The 17,047-nt window shown below is 64.8% G+C and carries 15 protein-coding genes; all 15 read right to left on the bottom strand.

Going from position 1 to position 17,047, the window contains the following annotated elements; translation table 11 throughout:
• Window positions 1-376: 376 nt before the first annotated feature.
• Complete coding sequence (locus OUZ49_RS20430) at window positions 377-1,567, bottom strand: flagellar hook-length control protein FliK (protein WP_266152467.1); 1,191 nt, start codon at window positions 1,565-1,567, stop codon at window positions 377-379.
• Window positions 1,568-1,607: 40 nt separating this feature from the next.
• Entirely contained in the window at window positions 1,608-2,042 is a 435-nt protein-coding gene (gene fliJ, locus OUZ49_RS20425) for a flagellar export protein FliJ (protein WP_266152466.1), read from the bottom strand.
• Window positions 2,039-3,403: a flagellar protein export ATPase FliI gene (gene fliI, locus OUZ49_RS20420; RefSeq protein WP_266152465.1), complete on the bottom strand. Its 1,365-nt coding sequence runs from the start codon at window positions 3,401-3,403 to the stop codon at window positions 2,039-2,041. The genes fliJ and fliI overlap by 4 nt, the downstream gene beginning before the upstream one ends.
• A complete protein-coding gene (locus OUZ49_RS20415) occupies window positions 3,400-4,050 on the bottom strand; it encodes a flagellar assembly protein FliH (protein ID WP_266152464.1) in 651 nt (216 codons plus the stop codon). Before OUZ49_RS20415 ends, fliI begins: the two co-directional genes overlap by 4 nt.
• Window positions 4,047-5,039, bottom strand: coding sequence for a flagellar motor switch protein FliG (gene fliG / locus OUZ49_RS20410; protein ID WP_266152470.1), 993 nt, complete (start codon window positions 5,037-5,039; stop codon window positions 4,047-4,049). The genes OUZ49_RS20415 and fliG overlap by 4 nt, the downstream gene beginning before the upstream one ends.
• A 165-nt stretch (window positions 5,040-5,204) precedes the next feature.
• Window positions 5,205-6,899, bottom strand: coding sequence for a flagellar basal-body MS-ring/collar protein FliF (gene fliF / locus OUZ49_RS20405; protein ID WP_266152463.1), 1,695 nt, complete (start codon window positions 6,897-6,899; stop codon window positions 5,205-5,207).
• Window positions 6,900-6,947: 48 nt separating this feature from the next.
• Entirely contained in the window at window positions 6,948-7,271 is a 324-nt protein-coding gene (gene fliE / locus OUZ49_RS20400; protein ID WP_266152462.1) for a flagellar hook-basal body complex protein FliE, read from the bottom strand.
• A gap of 73 nt (window positions 7,272-7,344) precedes the next feature.
• On the bottom strand, window positions 7,345-8,769 hold the full coding sequence (locus tag OUZ49_RS20395; RefSeq protein WP_266152461.1) for a sigma-54 dependent transcriptional regulator: 1,425 nt from the start codon (window positions 8,767-8,769) through the stop codon (window positions 7,345-7,347).
• A gap of 374 nt (window positions 8,770-9,143) precedes the next feature.
• Complete coding sequence (locus OUZ49_RS20390; protein WP_266152460.1) at window positions 9,144-9,701, bottom strand: PilZ domain-containing protein; 558 nt, start codon at window positions 9,699-9,701, stop codon at window positions 9,144-9,146.
• Window positions 9,702-9,799: 98 nt separating this feature from the next.
• Complete coding sequence (locus OUZ49_RS20385) at window positions 9,800-10,096, bottom strand: flagellar protein FliT (protein WP_266152459.1); 297 nt, start codon at window positions 10,094-10,096, stop codon at window positions 9,800-9,802.
• Entirely contained in the window at window positions 10,096-10,524 is a 429-nt protein-coding gene (gene fliS, locus OUZ49_RS20380) for a flagellar export chaperone FliS (protein WP_266152455.1), read from the bottom strand. Before fliS ends, OUZ49_RS20385 begins: the two co-directional genes overlap by 1 nt.
• Window positions 10,525-10,540: 16 nt before the next feature.
• Window positions 10,541-12,046 (bottom strand): flagellar filament capping protein FliD, encoded by a 1,506-nt coding sequence (gene fliD, locus OUZ49_RS20375; protein ID WP_266152454.1) that lies wholly within the window; start codon window positions 12,044-12,046, stop codon window positions 10,541-10,543.
• Between the two features lie 196 nt (window positions 12,047-12,242).
• On the bottom strand, window positions 12,243-13,682 hold the full coding sequence (locus tag OUZ49_RS20370) for a flagellin N-terminal helical domain-containing protein (protein WP_266152453.1): 1,440 nt from the start codon (window positions 13,680-13,682) through the stop codon (window positions 12,243-12,245).
• Between the two features lie 470 nt (window positions 13,683-14,152).
• Window positions 14,153-15,553 (bottom strand): flagellin N-terminal helical domain-containing protein, encoded by a 1,401-nt coding sequence (locus OUZ49_RS20365; protein WP_266152452.1) that lies wholly within the window; start codon window positions 15,551-15,553, stop codon window positions 14,153-14,155.
• A gap of 257 nt (window positions 15,554-15,810) precedes the next feature.
• A complete protein-coding gene (gene flgL, locus OUZ49_RS20360; protein ID WP_266152451.1) occupies window positions 15,811-17,037 on the bottom strand; it encodes a flagellar hook-associated protein FlgL in 1,227 nt (408 codons plus the stop codon).
• Window positions 17,038-17,047 lie beyond the last annotated feature (10 nt).

The following is a 17,047-nucleotide window of genomic DNA, read 5'->3' as shown; positions in this document are numbered from 1 at the left end:
GCGAGCCACGCTCGACTACCACTGCCCTGCGGAGATGATCATGCGTGCGCTGGGGCGTGATGACCTCGCCCAAGCCATCGATGATGCACTTCTAGATTGACACCGCCTAACCCAAAGAAAATGGCCTTAAGAGCTCATAGCATTGCGTTGGATGCGAGCTTGGCGGGAGTGGCAAGCCGACTTAGTGTCGGCCCATGGCCGCTACACAGCGGCTACACCGCAACGCGCCGGGGCGGAGAGGGCTTAAAGCTTGGGCTTGCCGTTTTGTCGCAACTGAGCTGGCGACATGGCTCGGTTGCGGCGCTATCGCGAGCACCCGCCCCTCATCCCAGCCTTCTCCCCGGAGGGGAGAAGGAGCAAGAGCGGGTCGTGGTGCTCAGGCAAACGTATCCAACAAGCCCAGCGCCTGCACCACCGGCGCCGTCACCTGGGCGACATCTCCTTCGTCCGTCGCGCCGGCATCACCGGCAGCCGCCGAACTCGACGAGGCACCCTGCCCCGCGCCGCCCCCTTGATTGCCCTGCCCCACCTGGGCCTGTCCCAGGGTAAGACCGTGGTGTGCCAGCATGGAGTCCAGCTGGCTTAGCGTTTGTTGTACCGCGTGCACGGCGTTCGGGTGTTGCGCGATGAAGCTCACGTCGACGTGGTCATGCTGCACGCTTACCTTCACGTCGAGCTGGCCGAGATCCTCCGGATGCAGCGTGATGCGTGCCTCCTTGATGTTCTGGCCGCCGAGCCAGGCCACGTGCTGACCCAGCTCCTGTGCGAACGTCGGGGTGCCGACGGATGCATTCATGGTCATGGTGTGCGGTGTCGCCGCAGCCTGAACCGGTGCCTGGGTCTGCCCGAACGGCGTGGTCAGGTTGCGCAGTGCATCGAGCGGGTCGCTCTTGTCGCCTGATGTCGACGTGGTTGCGCCGGCTTGCGCAGCATTCACCAGTTTCGCTTCGGCGCCGGAGCCAACCGTCGCGACGGGCGCGGTGTCGTCATCGGCGTCGCCGAGCAAGGCGGACAGCGCGTTGTCCTTCAAGCCATCGGTCGCCTTTGTAGCGTCGACGGCGTCGTCGGCATCGGCTTGGGCAGCAGCTTGCGCTGCCCCTGACAGCGGCATGCCAGGCATGCTCGAAATCGGCAGGGTCGACGCGGTCACGGCTGCACCACCGGAACTACCGGCCGGCGGAGCGGCTGGCGCAGGTGCCGCGCTGGCCGGAATGCTCTGGCCGAGCAGTGCCAGCATCGCTGCGGCAGCATCGGTGGGTGGATTCGGGCTACTGCTCGCCGCTGGTTTGTCGTCGTCCTTGGCGTTGTCGGCCGCGGGGTTCCACGACTTGCCGGTGGCCGTCGACGTCGTCGATGCCGTTCCTGACGATGTGGTGCTCGACGCATTGGCGGTCGATGTCGCAGGGTTCGAAGTCGAGGACCGTTGTGCCGACTGTTGCTGCCGCGCGTGTTGCAGCGGCGTGGAAAAGGCACTGGGCGAATGGCTGTCGGAAGCGCTGTTCCCCGCCGAGGCGGGCGTGGATGGCACGGACGACGGTGTCACGGCCACGGCAATGGCAGGCGTCATGCGGATATCTCCAATAAAGCATGGGGATGCGGTGTCATCATCATGACCATCCCCCAGTGGGCCGACGATGCTGCATGCGCTCGTCGATCTCGGCTTGTTCGCGGCGTTCCTCGCTCTTGCGCTCCTGCTCGCGATAGCGATCGATCACGCTGCCCAGCGCGCGTTCGCGGGAGTGTGCGTCATGCCACTGGTTGCGCACGTGGTCGAGTTGCCGGTGCTGTCGGGCCACCTCGAGGGCCTGCTGGGCGATCACCTGATCGATGCGTTCGACGAACTGGCGACGGTTGAGCAGCGCAGTCACACTGACACCACCCGACGTGTCGGCATATTCCTCGCGGTAGCGACGCAGCTCCGCGAGCTGCTGCTCGGCCTTGGCGACGCGTTGCTGCTGCTCGGCCAGTCGCTGCATCGCCGTTTCCTGGCGTTCGCGCGCGAGGTCGGCAGCGGGTTGCAGGCGATTCGCGCGCGATGTCACGGCGCGCCGCCGGCGGTGAGCAGTTCGAGCCCGGCAATGGCGTCGCCAAGCGTCGTCGGCGCGTCCACCTCTTGCTGCAGGAAATCGCGTAGGCGCGGCCACATGGAGATGGCGTGATCGACCTGGGGGTCGGAACCCTTTTGGTAGGCACCGACGGCAATCAGGTCGCGTTGCTGGCGATACGCCGAATAGACCTGGCGGAAGCGCTGGGCCGCGCGCAAATGCTCACGTGTCACCACCGCAGGCATCACGCGGCTGATCGACGCCTCGATATCGATGGCCGGGTAATGCCCTGCCTCGGCCAGATCGCGAGACAGCACGATATGGCCGTCGAGAATCGCGCGCGAGGCATCGGCAATCGGGTCGTGGCGGTAGTCGTCGCCTTCGGTCAGCACGGTATAGAACGCGGTGATCGATCCGCGGCCATCGGCATCATTGCCCGCGCGCTCGACCAGGGCCGGAAGCATCGCAAACACCGACGGCGGGTAGCCCTTGGTCGCCGGCGGCTCGCCGATGGCCAGGGCGATCTCACGCTGCGCCTGCGCATAACGGGTGATCGAATCCATCAACAGCAGGACGCGCTGGCCACGGTCACGGAACCACTCCGCAATCGCGGTGGCGTACTGCGCGCCACGTAGACGCTTGAGTGGCGGCGCATCGGCAGGAGCCGCCACGATGACCGCACGTGCCCGCCCTTCGGCACCGAGCGTGTGCTCGACGAATTCCTTGACCTCACGGCCGCGCTCGCCAATCAATCCGACCACCACCACATCGGCATCGGTATAGCGCGTCATCATGCCCAGCAGGGTCGATTTGCCGACGCCGGAGCCGGCGAACAGGCCCAGGCGCTGGCCGCGACCGACGCTCAGCAAGGCGTTGATGGCGCGTACGCCGGTATCCAGCGGCGTATCGATGGGCTTACGCGCCATCGGATTGATCGGCTCGCGCTTGAGCGAGGCATGTTCATCCACGTCGAGCGGGCCCATGCCATCGAGCGGTACGCCATCGGCGCCGATCACCCGGCCAAGCAAGGCCATGCCGACAGGCAGACCGCTGCTATGTGCGCAGGGCCGCACGCGCGCGTTCGGCAGCACGCCGTGCATCTCGGTGACCGGCATCAGCAGCAAGCGTTCGTCCGCAAAGCCGACCACCTCGGTATCCAGTTCGTTGCCGTCAGCCGTGGCGACCATGCAGCGCGCGCCCAGCGGCGCCTCGCATCCTTCGGCCTCCAGGGTCAGGCCGACCACCCGGCGCAGGCGACCTTCGACGGTGAGCATGCGGGTGCCCACGGCGCGTTGACGACGGCGCGCCAAACGCTCCTGCCACAGGCTTGCCGGCGAGTGGCCGGGCGGCGGATTCATCCGCGCACCTCGTCGGCATCCGCATCGATGTCTTCCGCCTCGGCGCCAAGCACGGCATCGACCACGGCGGCCATGCGTGTATCCACGCGTGAATCCAGGCGCGAGCGCTCGCTTTCCAGCATGCAATCACCGCGCTCCAACGTGCCGTCGGCGACCAGCACCCAGTCGGGCTCGGCCATGTGCAGCGAGCGCAGCAGGGCAAGATCGTCCGGATGCAGGCGCACACGCAATTTCGCGGTGGCGGATGGCATGGCCAGCACGGCCTGGCGCACGGCCTCGACCACCAGGTCGGGCGAGGTACGCAACTCGTGCGCAACGACCTGGCGCGCCACGGTCATGGCCAGGCGTGCCAGTTCCAGTTCCACCAGTTCATCCATGGAACGCAATGGCCGCGCCGCCGCTTCCAGGATCCGGTCGAGTCGCGCAATGCGCTCATTCAGCACATCGCGCGCCGCGGCCAGGCCCTCCGCGTGCCCGGCAGCGTAGCCTTCATCGCGCGCCTGCTGTTCCAGTGCCTCGAGGTCACGCACGGTAGGCTGTGCCACCGGCTCGACGGGCACCACCTCCTCGACCGGCGGCGCACCCATCTCGGGTGGCAGCCAGCGCTGGAAGCTGATGACGTTGTCGCGATCGAGGACGGCGCTCATGCCACCAACTCGTCACTGCTGCCGGAGAGATTGATCGCGCCCGAATCGGCGAGCTTGCGCGCGATGGCGAGCACTTCCTTCTGCGCGGAATCGACTTCGCTCAGGCGCACCGGACCGGACACTTCCAGGTCGTCGCGCAGCATGTCGGCGGCGCGCTTGGACATGTTGGCGAAGATCTTTTCGCGCACACCGGGCTCGGCGCCCTTCAGCGCGGTGACCAGGCGTGCCGTCGGCACTTCGCGCAGCAGCGTCTGCATGCTGCGGTCGTCCAGGTCGCCGAGATCCTCGAACACGAACATCAGTTCTTCGATCCGCCCACCCAAGCTCGAATCATGCGTGCGGATGGCCGCCATCAGCTCGTTCTCGCGCGTGGTTTCCATCGCGTTGAGGATATTGGCCGCGGCCTTGAGGCCACCGACGCTGGCGGACTTGAGCTTCTTGGTATTGCCGGAGAACTGGCGCTCCATGATCTCGTCCAGCTCGTTGAGCGCGTGCGGCTGCACGCCATCGAGCGTGGCGATGCGCATCACCGCATCGCTGCGCACGCGCGGCGGCAGGTAGCCAATGACTTCGGCGGCCTGGTCGGGCTCGAGATGCGCCAGCACCAGGGCGATGATCTGCGGATGCTCCTGGCTGATCATTTCGGCGATGGCACGGCTCTCCATCCACTTGAGCGACTCCAGGCCCTTGCTGGAGCGGCCCAGCAGGATGCGGTCGATCAGGCCCCCGGCCTTGCTCTCGCCCAGCGCGTTGACCAGGATCTTGCGGATGTATTCCTCAGTGCCGACACCCAGCGAGGTGTGGCGGCCCATGTCGTCATTGAGGCGATCGAGCACTTGCTCCACCTGCTCGCGCGACACATTGGTGAGGCTGGCCATGGCCGAGCCCACCGCCTGCACATCACGCGCACTGAGGTGCTTGAGCACCTCGGCTGCGTCCTGCTCGCCCAAGGTGAGCAGCAGGATGGCCGCGCGCTGCGCGCCGCCGATTTGCATGTCTGCCTTCATAGTCCGTTCCGCCCGCTTGATGGGGTGCCCTTACCGGGTCGATGTGCCGCGGCGATGCGCGCGGCGTTCCTAGGGCATATCGACCATGCGGGCGCTTTCCGAAGCCACGCCATGCCAGCGGCACGCGATGGCGTGATGCGCGAGTCATCAGCCACCATCTTCGATCACCCAATTCTTGACGACCTGCGCCACATGTTTTGGATTCTCGCTGACCATGCGGCGCGCCAGCCCGATGCGCTGTTCGTAGGCGATCGCCGGCGGCACGGCGAGGCGTGCCATATCATCGTCTTCGTCGTCCACGCGCACGGAAATCGTCGACGGCGCCGGCTGCTGGGCCAGCGCGAGGCCCTGCCCCGGTGCCGGTGCACGGTTCAGGCCACGCAGCAGTGGCCGCAGCAGGCCAAACGCCACCAGCAACGCAATCAGCACGCCGATGCCCTGCTTGATCAGGTCGAGCATGCCGGGCCGTTCCCAGAACGCCATCGGCGGCGGCGCGGCATCGCCGGCGACATCCTGATGGAACGGCTGGTTGATCACGCTGACGTTGTCGCCGCGAGCCTCGTTGTAACCCACGGCATTGCGCGCCAGCGTGGTCAGGTGTTCCAGTTCCTGCGGGGTGAACGGCACGCTCTTGTTGCCCTTCTCGCCCGGCACGCTCTTGTTGTCGACCACCACCGCCACGGTGAGGCGGGCCAGCCGGCCGGCCGGATCGCTGACGTGGCTGATGGTGCGATCCAGTTCGTAGTTGCGCGTGGCGCTGCTGGTGGTCTCGCCCGGTCCATTGGACTGCTCTGCGGTCGTCGCAGCACCGGCCTTGCCGGGCGCCTTGCCCGCGGCTGGGCGCGCAGCCGTCGGCTGCGCCACCGCATTCGGCGGCTGGTTGCTCAGTGCCCCGGCAATGCCGCCATCGCTGGCGCTGCCGGTGCGCTGCTCGCTGCTGGTCTGTTCACTGCGCAAGGCGGGGTGTTCGTGACCATAGGTTTCGGTGGCCTTCTCGGTCTCGCTGAAATCCAGGTCTGCATAGACCTGCGCGCGCACCTTGCCCGGCCCAACCAGGGGCGTCAGCAGTTCTTCGATGCGTTGCGCATAGGTGTTCTCGATGCGCGTCGCCAGGCGCAGGCGCGTATCGCCCACCGCGCTGGCGCCACCTGGATCCGTGCTGGTCAGCAGCTGGCCTTGCTGGTCGACCACCGACACCTGTTTGGGATCGAGATTGGGAACGCTGGAGGCAACCAGGTGCACGATTGCCGCCACCTGGCTCGCATCGAGCTGGCGCCCCGGATACAGCGTGACCAGCACCGACGCGCTGGCCTCGTGACTGTCGCGAATGAACGCCGATGGCTTCGGCAGCGCCAGATGCACCCTGGCCGCGCGTACCGACTGCAGGCCAGCAATGGTGTTGCCCAGGTCCGTCTCCAGCATCTGCTGGTAGCGCGTGCGCTCGGCCAAGTCGCTCATGCCAAACGGGGAATCGCTACCCGGCACGGTCGTGCTGGCAGCACTGCCCTGCGGCAAACCCTGCGCGGCGAGCTTCAGGCGAATCGCCGCCAGGTCGGAGGCCGGCACCATGATCGAATTGCCATCAGGACCCAGCGTGTACGGCGTGTTGGACGCCTGCAGCGACTGCGTGACGGCAGCCGCATCCTTCTGTTCGAGGCCGGCATACAGCAGACCGTAATTCGGGCCACGCGACCACAGCACCACGGCCACGCCAAGCGCGACCGCGCCCGCGACACCGAAAAGCAGCAACAGCTGACGCGTTGCCGGCGTGCGGGCAAGCTGTTTGAGATCCAGGCGAGCACCGGCCTTTTCGTCGGTGGTCGCTAGGGCGTTATCGGCCATGAAGACTGCTCGTGCTCTGGGGAAGGGAGGGCGGCGTCATGGAATCGGTCAGACCGGCATATTCATGATGTTGTTGTAGGCGTCGACGAGCTTGTTGCGCACCTGGGTCAGCGTGTTCAACGACAGATCGGCCTTTTGCACGGCGACCATGGTGCGACCGAGATCGGCCCCCGGCTCGCCGCGCTCGAAACTGGCGGCCAGGCGGCCGGCTTCCATCTGCGTGTCACTGACCGAGGAAATGGATTGCTTCAGCAGGCTGGAAAAATCCGTTTGTGCGGGCGTCGCCGCCGTGAACGATTGCTCGGCTGAAGTCGCTTGCGAAGACAACTGGCGCATCTGCGACAGCAGGCTGTTGACGTCGATCTGGGTCATGACGGAATTCCAACGCGTGACGGGAAACTGAGCTGTAAATGCACAAGCCGTGCCATGCCTGAACCTTGCGTCATCAGGCCTGCAAGCTCGGCTGCAAGCCGTACTTGCGCAGCTTCTCCACCAGGGTCGTGCGCTGCATGCGCAACAATTTCGCCGCGTGCGCGACGACGCCACCGGTGACGTCAAGCGCTTGACGGATCAAGCCCACTTCGATGTCCGCCAGGTGATCCTTCAGATCGAGCCCGCCTTCCGGCAACATCACCAGCGAATCGGACTGCACCACCGCCATCGGCTCGGACATCACGCTCGACTGCCCCACCATCAGCGACAGCAAGGCAGTGCCGCGCACTTCCTCGATGATTTGCTGGCCGCGATATTTTTCCGGCAGATCGCTTACCCGGACCTCGCTGTGCGGGTACAGGATGGAGAGGCGTTCGACCAGGTTGTAGAGCTCGCGCACGTTGCCCGGCCAGGTGTAACCGTGCAGCGCATGCATGGCGCCCGCGCTGAAGCGAACACCGGAGAGGCCGCGACGCGACAGGCGCTGGTTGAACTCGGCCACCAGTTCCGGCAAATCGTCCAGATGCTCGCGCAGCGCCGGCATCTCCAGCGGAAACACGCTCAGGCGATAAAACAGATCCTCGCGGAACCGACCATCGGCTATGGCCGCCTCCAGGTTGCGATGCGTCGCCGCAATGATGCGGACGTCGCAGCGCTGGGTGCGGTTGCTGCCGACGCGTTCGAAGGCACGCTCCTGCAGCACGCGCAACAGCTTGACCTGCATCGGCAGGCTCATGTCGCCGATTTCGTCGAGGAACAGGGTGCCGCCCTCGGCCATCTCGAAGCGACCCTTGCGGGTGCTGATGGCGCCGGTGAACGCGCCCTTCTCGTGGCCAAACAATTCACTTTCAAGCAGTTCGGCCGGAATCGCGCCGCAATTGATCGCGACGAACGGTTGGTCGCGGCGGGACGAACACTCATGGATACTGCGCGCCACCATCTCCTTGCCGGTACCCGATTCCCCCAGCACCAGCACGCTGGAATCGAACGGCGCCACCTGGCGAACCAGCGCATTCACGCTGGCCATGGGACCCGAGCTGCCGACCAGGCGCACTTCGCTGCGACGGGCGCCGGCCTGCGCCTGCGGGCCGCGCAAGGCATCGGTAAGCTGTTCATAGCGAAGAGGAAATTCGATGACGCCCACGCGCGCCGCGAACGGCGATGAATTCGCGGCCAGCCGCGACGCCCATTCGGAATCGGCGGCCAGCAGTACCTGCGCATGCCCTGCATCGCCACCCAGCAAGGCGAACTGGCGCTCGGCTTCCACAGCGTCGGCGACATTGCCCACATAAACCGCGCGCCACGCATGGGTCGCCTGCTCCACTTCGGCACAATCTTCACCACGCTGCGGGCGATAGCCGAGGAATTGCAGCGCCGAAACGACCGACTCCGCCCTGCGGTGATCGGATTCGATCACCAGTACGTCGAACTTGCCCATGTATGACTCTCGTGCGTGCTGCTTCATCGGTAGGACCCCTAACCCTCGACTGCGCGACTCGCATGTCGATATTCCGCCGCCGGCTACTGCGGCTCTCAGGAGTCATTCAGCAAGAAGAAGGCCAGCACAGGGCGGAATTTCGTCGTCCGATGGTCAGCGCTCGTGCCGGTCTGCGTCACATGTGCGCGCAAGGCCCTGCGGAATGCGCAAAGGTATGCCGCATGCCACTGAATCCATTGGGCAATTGGCGCGCATGCAAGCGCGTGAAAAGTGACCGGAAGCGGCACCCGACCGAGATCTGCGTCAAAGAATTTTCGCGCCGACTTTTCGTAACGTGATAGCGGTCACATAAAGCAGTCGTCGTAAGAAAGCACTTACACGGAGGCCTGACGACTTTCTGCCACTTTGCGTCGGTGATGGCGAAACACGAGCCGCTCAAGTGCGTCACACGTCGCGTCACCCAGGGATTCGAAGGCCACGAAAACGTGATCACCATCACGTTCTTGCACGAGTCGTGCCGGAAGCTCCAGTGGCAAGGCCATGCATCCGTCGAAGTGCAGCTTCAACCATCCGCTCGCCGCATGGGCCGGCCACAGCGTGGTCGGCAACAGGGCGCCGACCGCGTTGAATCGAATGAACTGGCGCGGCGGCAACTCGGCGCCTCGCTGGAGCAACTGGTCGAGCATGGCCATCATGACGTTGAGCTTGTTGTCCAGGCGCAGCATTTCCTGCGTCATCGGGCTCTCGTCGTCGCTGGATTCACTGCGCCGCTCGCCAAACGCGGCCAGCGTGCCGAGCACGTTCAGGTTGCGCTCGCGCAAGGCGATCAGCTGCAAGTCTCCGATCGGGGAGGATGTGGCCACGCAGCTCGCGTGCAGGCCATCTTCATAGGTGACCCGCTCGGAAAACGCCTGCCAGGAATCGTCTTGCATATGCCCCTCGATCGGTGCGGCTCACGGGCAACCATGCTGGCCGCCCTGCCTAAGGAAATTATGCGCGCTTCTGCCAGGGTTGCCGCAACAACCCCGCGTCAATCGATGGCGGCATGCCAATAGGCATTGAGGGCGCGGTGCGAATGCCGATGCTGGCCAAGCGCCTCGCCAAGGTCATCGCGCGCCTTGGCCACCAGGCTCTTGACCTCCTCGTTGTGCGCCAACAAGGTCTTCATCGTTTCCGCGGCAGACGCGTCGGCCAATGGCAGGAGGCGCAGCAGGCGATCGCGCTCCGCGCTCTGCGTCGTCACCTGATCCCAGGCACCTGCGCGCGCCGAGGCCAGCATGTGCGCACTGACGTCGAGGACATCACCGGGTTCGACCGCGCCGGCCATCACGCTGCCGTACCCGTGCTGGCCTGCGATGCCAGGTAGGTGTCACGGATTTGTCGCCACGCGTCGCGCACCGGGTTGATCAGGTCGATGACTTCGTCCAGCGCCCGTTCGTCGTCGTTGAGCTGCGCTTGCAGCAGGCGGCGGGCGATGTAGTCGTACAGCGAATCAAGACGCGTGGCCAAGGCCCCGCCAGCCTCGTGATCCAGGCTGCCGCGCAACTCGCCCAGGATCGCGAAGGCACGTGCGAAATGGGTGCCCTTGGCGGGCACGTCGCCGCGGCGCATGGCGCCGCGCGCCTGATTGATGCGGTCGACCATGCCGTCGTACAGCATGGTGGTCAGCTGGTGGCGATCGGCGCCTTCGACGCTACCGCGTGCACTGGTGTCCTGGTAGGCCGCGCTGGCGTTGCGCATGTATCCGTAGCTCATCGTCGCTATCCTTGGCTTAGTTCTTCGAGCTGCTGGAGTTGGTCAGCTGCGCAAGCGCCGTGGTCAGGTAGCTGCTGGTGTTGTTGAGCTGGGACATCATGGTGTCCAGTGCGGTGTACTGGGTTTGCAGCTGTTTCTGATACGTCGCCATGCGGGCATTCAGCGCGGTTTGCTGGGTACCGAGCTGAGTCAACTGGCCGTTGAGACTGGTAACCCGTGCGCCGATGACGCCGTTGCTCTGCGTATAGGCAGTGAGGGCCGTATTTAAGGTGGTCGCGTATCCGGTGGTGCCATTGAACAGATTCTGCACGGCACTGGAATTCGTGGACAAAGCGGCATTCAGCTTCGTCGAATCGACGCTCAACGTACCATCCGCCTGCCGCGTAATACCCAGATTCGCCAGCGTGCCAATGCTATTGCCCTTGACCGAGTTGCTCAGCACCGAGGCAATCTGGCGTTGCACTGACGTCAACGTGGCGTCGCCAAGCAGGACGCCGGCCGAGCCACTGGTGGTGTCGTAGCTGGACAGCGAAGACGCCGTGCTTACATAGCTGTTGTAAGCGGTGACAAAACCCTGGATCGCGCTTTGCGCCGCGGTATTGTCCCGCGACACCGTCAAGGTGTTGGTGCCGGTGGAAGTCAGGTTGAGCGTGACGCCATCCATCGCTCCCGACACGGCATTGGTTGGGCTGTCGACGGCGATGCCGTTGATCGTCAACTTCGCATCGACCGCTTCGTTGCTTCCTGCGGTATTCAGCGTCGTGGCCAGGGACTGCAGACCGCTGTCGCTGCCGCTGCTGGCGCTGATCGAAAATGCGTTGGCCACGCCGGTCTTGCTCGAGCTGAGCATCAACTGCTGGCCATTCACGCCATTGATGATCGTGGCCGTCACGCCAGGATTCGAGGACGAACTGTTGATGGCCGAGGCGATGTCCGACAAGGTGTTGGTGGCCGACACGCTGATATTCATCGTGCTCGAACCGACGGTGACGTTCAGCGTACCGGCGCCGACGGCGGCCGTGGACGAGAACGTGCCGCTCGCGCGCTGCTGCGCGGTGGCCAGCTGGCTCACGGCAACCGTGTAGGTTCCGGGCTGCGCGCTGGACATGGTGGTCGCGGCACCAATGCTCGCGCTGCCACCGGTCGGGGTCAGCGTGGCGTTGTAGCTGCTGAACGTGTTGATCGAGGTCAGCGTCGCCAGCGAGCTCTGCAACTGGCTCAGCACCGAGCTGAGCGAGTTGAGTCCGCCCAGGGTGCTGTTGATCTGGTTCGTCTGGTCGGTGATCTGCTGCTGCGGCGCCGCCTGGCGTGCATTCACCAGGGCGGTGACGATGGAGTTCACGTCCAGGCCCGAGCCGATACCCAGCGAAGTGATGGTGCCGCCGGCTGAGCTAGTCGAGGACGAGCTGCTGGAAGAACTGCTTGACGAACTGCTGGAGCTGGAACCGGTGCTCGTGCTGCCGGTGAGCTGACTGAGCAGCGAACTCAAGCTGCTGCCGGATGTGGCGCTGGACGTGGTCATCGCACTGCCTTATCAATTTCCCGAATAGGCCCCGTCGTCTGACGGGGGGCTCCGAGCCCCCGGCAAAACCCTCGTTACCCAAGGACTTTGCCGGTGGCTCCCGTAGCAGCGGGCGGTTGGGATAGCCAACCGCCCGCCGGTAGAACCGGTCGCGCGACGCTGCGACCCGGGAGAGTCGCAGCGTCGCTTGCGTCCGTTACTGCAACAGCTTCAGCACCTGCTGCGGGTTCGAGTTGGCCTGCGCCAGCACCGAGATGCCCGCCTGCTGCAACACATTGGCCTTGCTCATGTTCGCCGTCTCGGCCGCGAAGTCCGCGTCCTGGATGGTCGACTGCGAGGCCTGCAGGTTGGTGGTCTGCGCCGCCACCGTGGAGATGGTGGACTGGAAGCGGTTCTGCACCGCGCCCAGCTGCGCCGCGAAGTTGCTGACCGTCTGCAAGGCCACGTCGACGCGCGAGATCAGGTCGTTCGCACTGTCCACCGTCTGCACGTTACCCGTCGCCAGCGAACCGCCGGTGGCAGCCGTGTTGGTGGACGCGAAGGCCGCACCCGTGTTTGCGTTCGTCGCGTTGGCGCCGATGATCGAGCCAGCCACGTTCGAGGTACCCACGGTATCGCTGATTGTCAGCGCAGAGGACGAATAGAAATTCAGGCCATTGCCGTTGCCGTTCACTGCGGCGCTGACGCCCGAAATACCGGCCGCATTGATCGCGTCGGACACATCCTGCAGGCTCTGCGCGCCGGCCAGGCTGACCTTCGTGCCGTTGATGGTGAGGGTCTCGTTGGACGGATCGCCGGTGGAGGCTACAGCCGTCGTCGATGCGCCCGTGCCTGCAGCGGCAATGTTGGCCGACGGCAGACCCAAGGTCGCCTGAGCGGCACCAGCGAACGTCACACCACCGGTGGGACCGGTAACCTTGAGCTCGCCCGTGGTGGCATCGACTGCCGCGATATTGCTGCCGGCCGCCGTATTGATGGCAGACGCCAAGCTGGCCACGGTCTTGTAGGTGCCGGCGGCGACGCTGACCGGGCCGGTACCGTTGACGTTCACGGTCAGGGCGCCGGAAGCCAGGGTGAAGCCGGTACCGGTGTTGATGCTGCCGGTCGACACTTCCGCCACCTGGCCCACGGCGCTGGCCTTCACGCTGGTGCCCAGGCTCACGCTGATGGTCTGACCGACGGAGGCGCCGATCTGGAAGCTCTTGGTCTTCATCGAGCCGTCCAGCACGTTCGAACCGTTGAACGTGGTCTGGTTGGCGATACGGGTGATTTCCGCCAGGCGCTGCTGCACTTCCTGGTCGATCGACGCGCGGTCGGTGGCCGTGTAGGTGCCGTTGGCCGACTGCACGGCCAGGTCACGGATCGCCTGCAGGTTAGAGGTGACCTGGTCGAGCGCCGAACCGGCGGTCTGCGCCAGGTTGATGGCGTCGCTGGCGTTCGCGCTGGCCTGGGTCAGGCCGCCAATCTGCGTGGTATAGCGCTGCGAAATGGCGAAGCCGGCCGCGTTGTCGGCCGCGCTGTTGATCTTCAGGCCCGACGACAGGCGCTGAGTGGCCGAAGACAAGGCACTCTGCGACTTGGTCAGGTTGTTCTGCGCCATCAGCGACGAGATGTTGGTATTGATAACGAGTGACATGGATTTCTCCTACGGAACCGTTAACCGGTTTGTTGGCTTTGTATATGCCGGCGGCAAGGTTTTCCGTGTGGAATGCCATCCGCCTCAAGGAGTTTTTCGGCCTCTGCTGCGATTACTTGAACCATTCGACGCCACTTCGTGATGCATCTCACCTTACGCACGCGTCGAACGCGTTCCACCTGCGGCGCATCCACCGCCCACGCCCCGCTTTCACAGCCATCATCCATTCACTACTGCGACGCACCGTCGTCGAACGTGACGACGAAGCGCCCTCGATCCAACGCTGCTGCAGAGACCGCATGGCCTTCACGCAACGGCGAAACGTTTGAGCACCCGGCGAAATCCTCGTCTGCCAAGGACTTTGCCGGTGGCTCCCGTAGCAGCAGGCGGTTGGGATAGCCAACCGCCCGCCGGTAGAACCGGTCGCGCGACGCCGCGACCCGAGGGAATCGCGGCGTCGCTTGCGTCCGTTACTGCAACAGCTTCAGCACCTGCTGCGGGTTCGAGTTGGCCTGCGCCAGCACCGAGATGCCCGCCTGCTGCAACACGTTGGCCTTGCTCATGTTCGCCGTCTCGGCCGCGAAGTCCGCGTCCTGGATGGTCGACTGCGAGGCCTGCAGGTTGGTGGTCTGCGCCGCCACCGTGGAGATGGTGGACTGGAAGCGGTTCTGCACCGCGCCCAGCTGCGCCGCGAAGTTGCTGACCGTCTGCAAGGCCACGTCAACGCGCGAGATCAGGTCGTTCGCGCTGTCCACCGTCTGCACATTGCCGGTCGCCAGCGAACCGCCATTGCTCGCCGACGTCGCCACCGTATAGAGGGCACCGGTATTGGCGTCTGTGGCGTTGGTGTTGATGACGTTGCCGCCGGTGTCGCCGACGTTCAGCGCGCCGCTCGAGTAGAAGTTGATGCCATTGCCGTTGCCATTGACGGCAGCACTGACACCCGAGATACCGGCGGCGTTGATCGCATCGGACAGACCCTGCAGGCTCGTTACGCCCGTAGTGCTGATGGCGGTGCCATTAATGCTGAGGCCTTCAGCGCCGAAGTTCGGCAACGCCGAAGTAGCGGCTGCGGCACCCGTGGAATCTAACGTAGCGCCACTTGCAACCGTGCCGGCCAAACCCAGTGCCGTCGCGCCAGCGCCCGCGAGGGTGGTGCCACCAGCTGCACCGGTGATCTTGATTTCGCCGTTGGTGTCCACCGAGGCAACCGAGGTGCCAGCCGCCGTATTGATCGCAGCCGCCAAGCTGCCCGCGCTGCTATAGGTGCCCGTGGCGACACTGGTGCCGCCCACGGTCAACGAGCCCGCCGTCACCTTGAAGCCGATGATATTGCCCGTGTTTACTTCCGCCACCTGGCCCATGGCACTGGCCTTCACGCTGGTGCCCAGGCTCACACTGATGGTCTGACCGACCGAGGCGCCGATCTGGAAGCTCTTGGTCTTCATCGAGCCGTCCAGCACGTTCGAACCATTGAACGTGGTCTGGTTGGCGATACGGGTGATTTCCGCCAGGCGCTGCTGCACTTCCTGGTCGATCGACGCGCGGTCGGTGGCCGTGTACGTGCCGTTGGCCGACTGCACGGCCAGGTCACGGATCGCCTGCAGGTTGGAGGTGACCTGGTCCAGCGCCGAACCGGCGGTCTGGGCCAGGTTGATGGCGTCGCTGGCGTTCGCGCTGGCCTGGGTCAGGCCGCCGATCTGGGTGGTATAGCGCTGCGAAATCGCGAAGCCGGCCGCGTTGTCGGCCGCGCTGTTGATCTTCAGGCCCGACGACAGGCGCTGAGTGGCCGAAGACAAGGCACTCTGCGACTTGGTCAGGTTGTTCTGCGCCATCAGCGACGAGATGTTGGTATTGATAACGAGTGACATGGATTTCTCCTACGGAACCGTTGGCCGGTTTGTTGGCTCTTTAGCTACCGGCGGCAAGGTGCCCTGTGGGGAATGCCATCCGCCTCGGTCAGCTTTTCGACCCATCGTGCGATTACTTGAGCAAACGACCGCCATTTCGTGATGCCGCTCGCTTTTCCCCGCCGACGGATCGATGCCCTGGCACGGCGCCTTCATCGCAAAAACCAACGCTTCGTAGCCCTCCTTCGTCGTCGCCTGGGTGTGATCCGCCTGGTCGGTTACTTGATGTAGTTGAACAGGCTCATCGACTTCACCTGCGCGAACACCTGCTGCGATGCCTGCAGCGCCGTGGATTGCAGTGAGAGGTTGCTGATCGCGGTGTACGCGTCCACGTTCTGCACATCCGACAACGCAGACTGGTAGGTGACGTTGAGATCCTGGTAGGAGCTCTGCTGTGCCTGCAGCGTGTCGAGGCGGCCGCCAATGGCGACCTGTGCCGCACTCAGGGTGGATTGCGTCTGGTCGATCGACTCGACCTGGCGACTCATCACATTGGTCAGCTGGGTATCGCTGCCACCGCTCTGCAGTGCATTGATCATGTTGCTGAGCGTGGTGAAGATGTCCTGCTGGCCACCCGCCTTCACCGACACCGTATCGCCTGCGGCCGGCGTGCCGCTCATGGAAATCGACATGCCATTGAAGCTGATCGCGCCGCCATCCTGGTAGGTGCCGCCCACCGGGTTGCCGCTGCTGTCGAGCACCGGATTGCCGGTGGCATCGGTCGCCGCCCAGGTATTGCCCGCGCCAAACGTGATCGTATAGCCGCCGCCACTGGTGGCTGCGCCTGCGGTCCAGGCCGCCTGATCGGTCACGCTGTTTGCGCCCACCACCAGCGTCCCCGTATTGGCTGCGCCCGCGCTCGCCACGAAGCTACCGTTGCCGGTGGGAATATTCATGAACAGGCCGGCGCCCGAATCGTTGGTGGCGATCTGCAGGCCGGAGCCGACCGCGGCGCGCTGCTGCCCATTATTGCCCTGATAGCTCACCGTGCCGTTCACGCCAACCTGGAACGGCGTCGTGGCGCTGCTGGTGCCAGCGAACAGCGCATTGCCGTTGCTGTCGGTGCTGTTGGCCTGCTGAACCAACTGGTCGCGCATCTGGCTGAGCTGGCTCGCGATGCTGTTGCGATCGGTGTTGGAAAGCGTGCCGTTGATGGCCTGCAAGGCCAGCGTGCGCGCGCTATCCAGCACGCTGTTCACCGAGCTGAGCGTGCTGGCCTCGGTGTTCAGCGACGTCGTCGCGCTATTGATGCTGTCGGAATACTGCGAGTTTGCGGCGATGATGTGGTTGAGGTTCACCACCTGGCCGGCACCCGCGGGATCGTCCGAAGCCACGTTGATGCGCGAGCCGGTGGAGACCTGGTTCTGCGTCGTCGCCAACGCGCTCTGCTGGTTGAGCATGTTGCTGAGCGACTGCTGGTACATCCAGCTGGTAGAAAGGCGCATGGCGTTTATT

This window comes from Dyella halodurans (genome assembly GCF_026283925.1).
Lineage (GTDB): Bacteria > Pseudomonadota > Gammaproteobacteria > Xanthomonadales > Rhodanobacteraceae > Dyella > Dyella halodurans.
Note: the sequence above shows the minus strand (reverse complement) of the source record. Positions and strands in the feature narration are given on the sequence as shown.

Coding starts and splice junctions, on each gene's coding strand:
- OUZ49_RS20430 (WP_266152467.1), bottom strand. CDS start 1,567: ATGACGCCTGCCATTGCCGTGGCCGTGACACCGTCGTCCGTGCCATCC.
- fliI (WP_266152465.1), bottom strand. CDS start 3,403: ATGAATCCGCCGCCCGGCCACTCGCCGGCAAGCCTGTGGCAGGAGCGT.
- OUZ49_RS20415 (WP_266152464.1), bottom strand. CDS start 4,050: ATGAGCGCCGTCCTCGATCGCGACAACGTCATCAGCTTCCAGCGCTGG.
- fliF (WP_266152463.1), bottom strand. CDS start 6,899: ATGGCCGATAACGCCCTAGCGACCACCGACGAAAAGGCCGGTGCTCGC.
- fliE (WP_266152462.1), bottom strand. CDS start 7,271: ATGACCCAGATCGACGTCAACAGCCTGCTGTCGCAGATGCGCCAGTTG.
- OUZ49_RS20395 (WP_266152461.1), bottom strand. CDS start 8,769: ATGGGCAAGTTCGACGTACTGGTGATCGAATCCGATCACCGCAGGGCG.
- OUZ49_RS20390 (WP_266152460.1), bottom strand. CDS start 9,701: ATGCAAGACGATTCCTGGCAGGCGTTTTCCGAGCGGGTCACCTATGAA.
- OUZ49_RS20385 (WP_266152459.1), bottom strand. CDS start 10,096: ATGGCCGGCGCGGTCGAACCCGGTGATGTCCTCGACGTCAGTGCGCAC.
- fliS (WP_266152455.1), bottom strand. CDS start 10,524: ATGAGCTACGGATACATGCGCAACGCCAGCGCGGCCTACCAGGACACC.
- fliD (WP_266152454.1), bottom strand. CDS start 12,046: ATGACCACGTCCAGCGCCACATCCGGCAGCAGCTTGAGTTCGCTGCTC.
- OUZ49_RS20370 (WP_266152453.1), bottom strand. CDS start 13,682: ATGTCACTCGTTATCAATACCAACATCTCGTCGCTGATGGCGCAGAAC.
- OUZ49_RS20365 (WP_266152452.1), bottom strand. CDS start 15,553: ATGTCACTCGTTATCAATACCAACATCTCGTCGCTGATGGCGCAGAAC.
- flgL (WP_266152451.1), bottom strand. CDS start 17,037: ATGCGCCTTTCTACCAGCTGGATGTACCAGCAGTCGCTCAGCAACATG.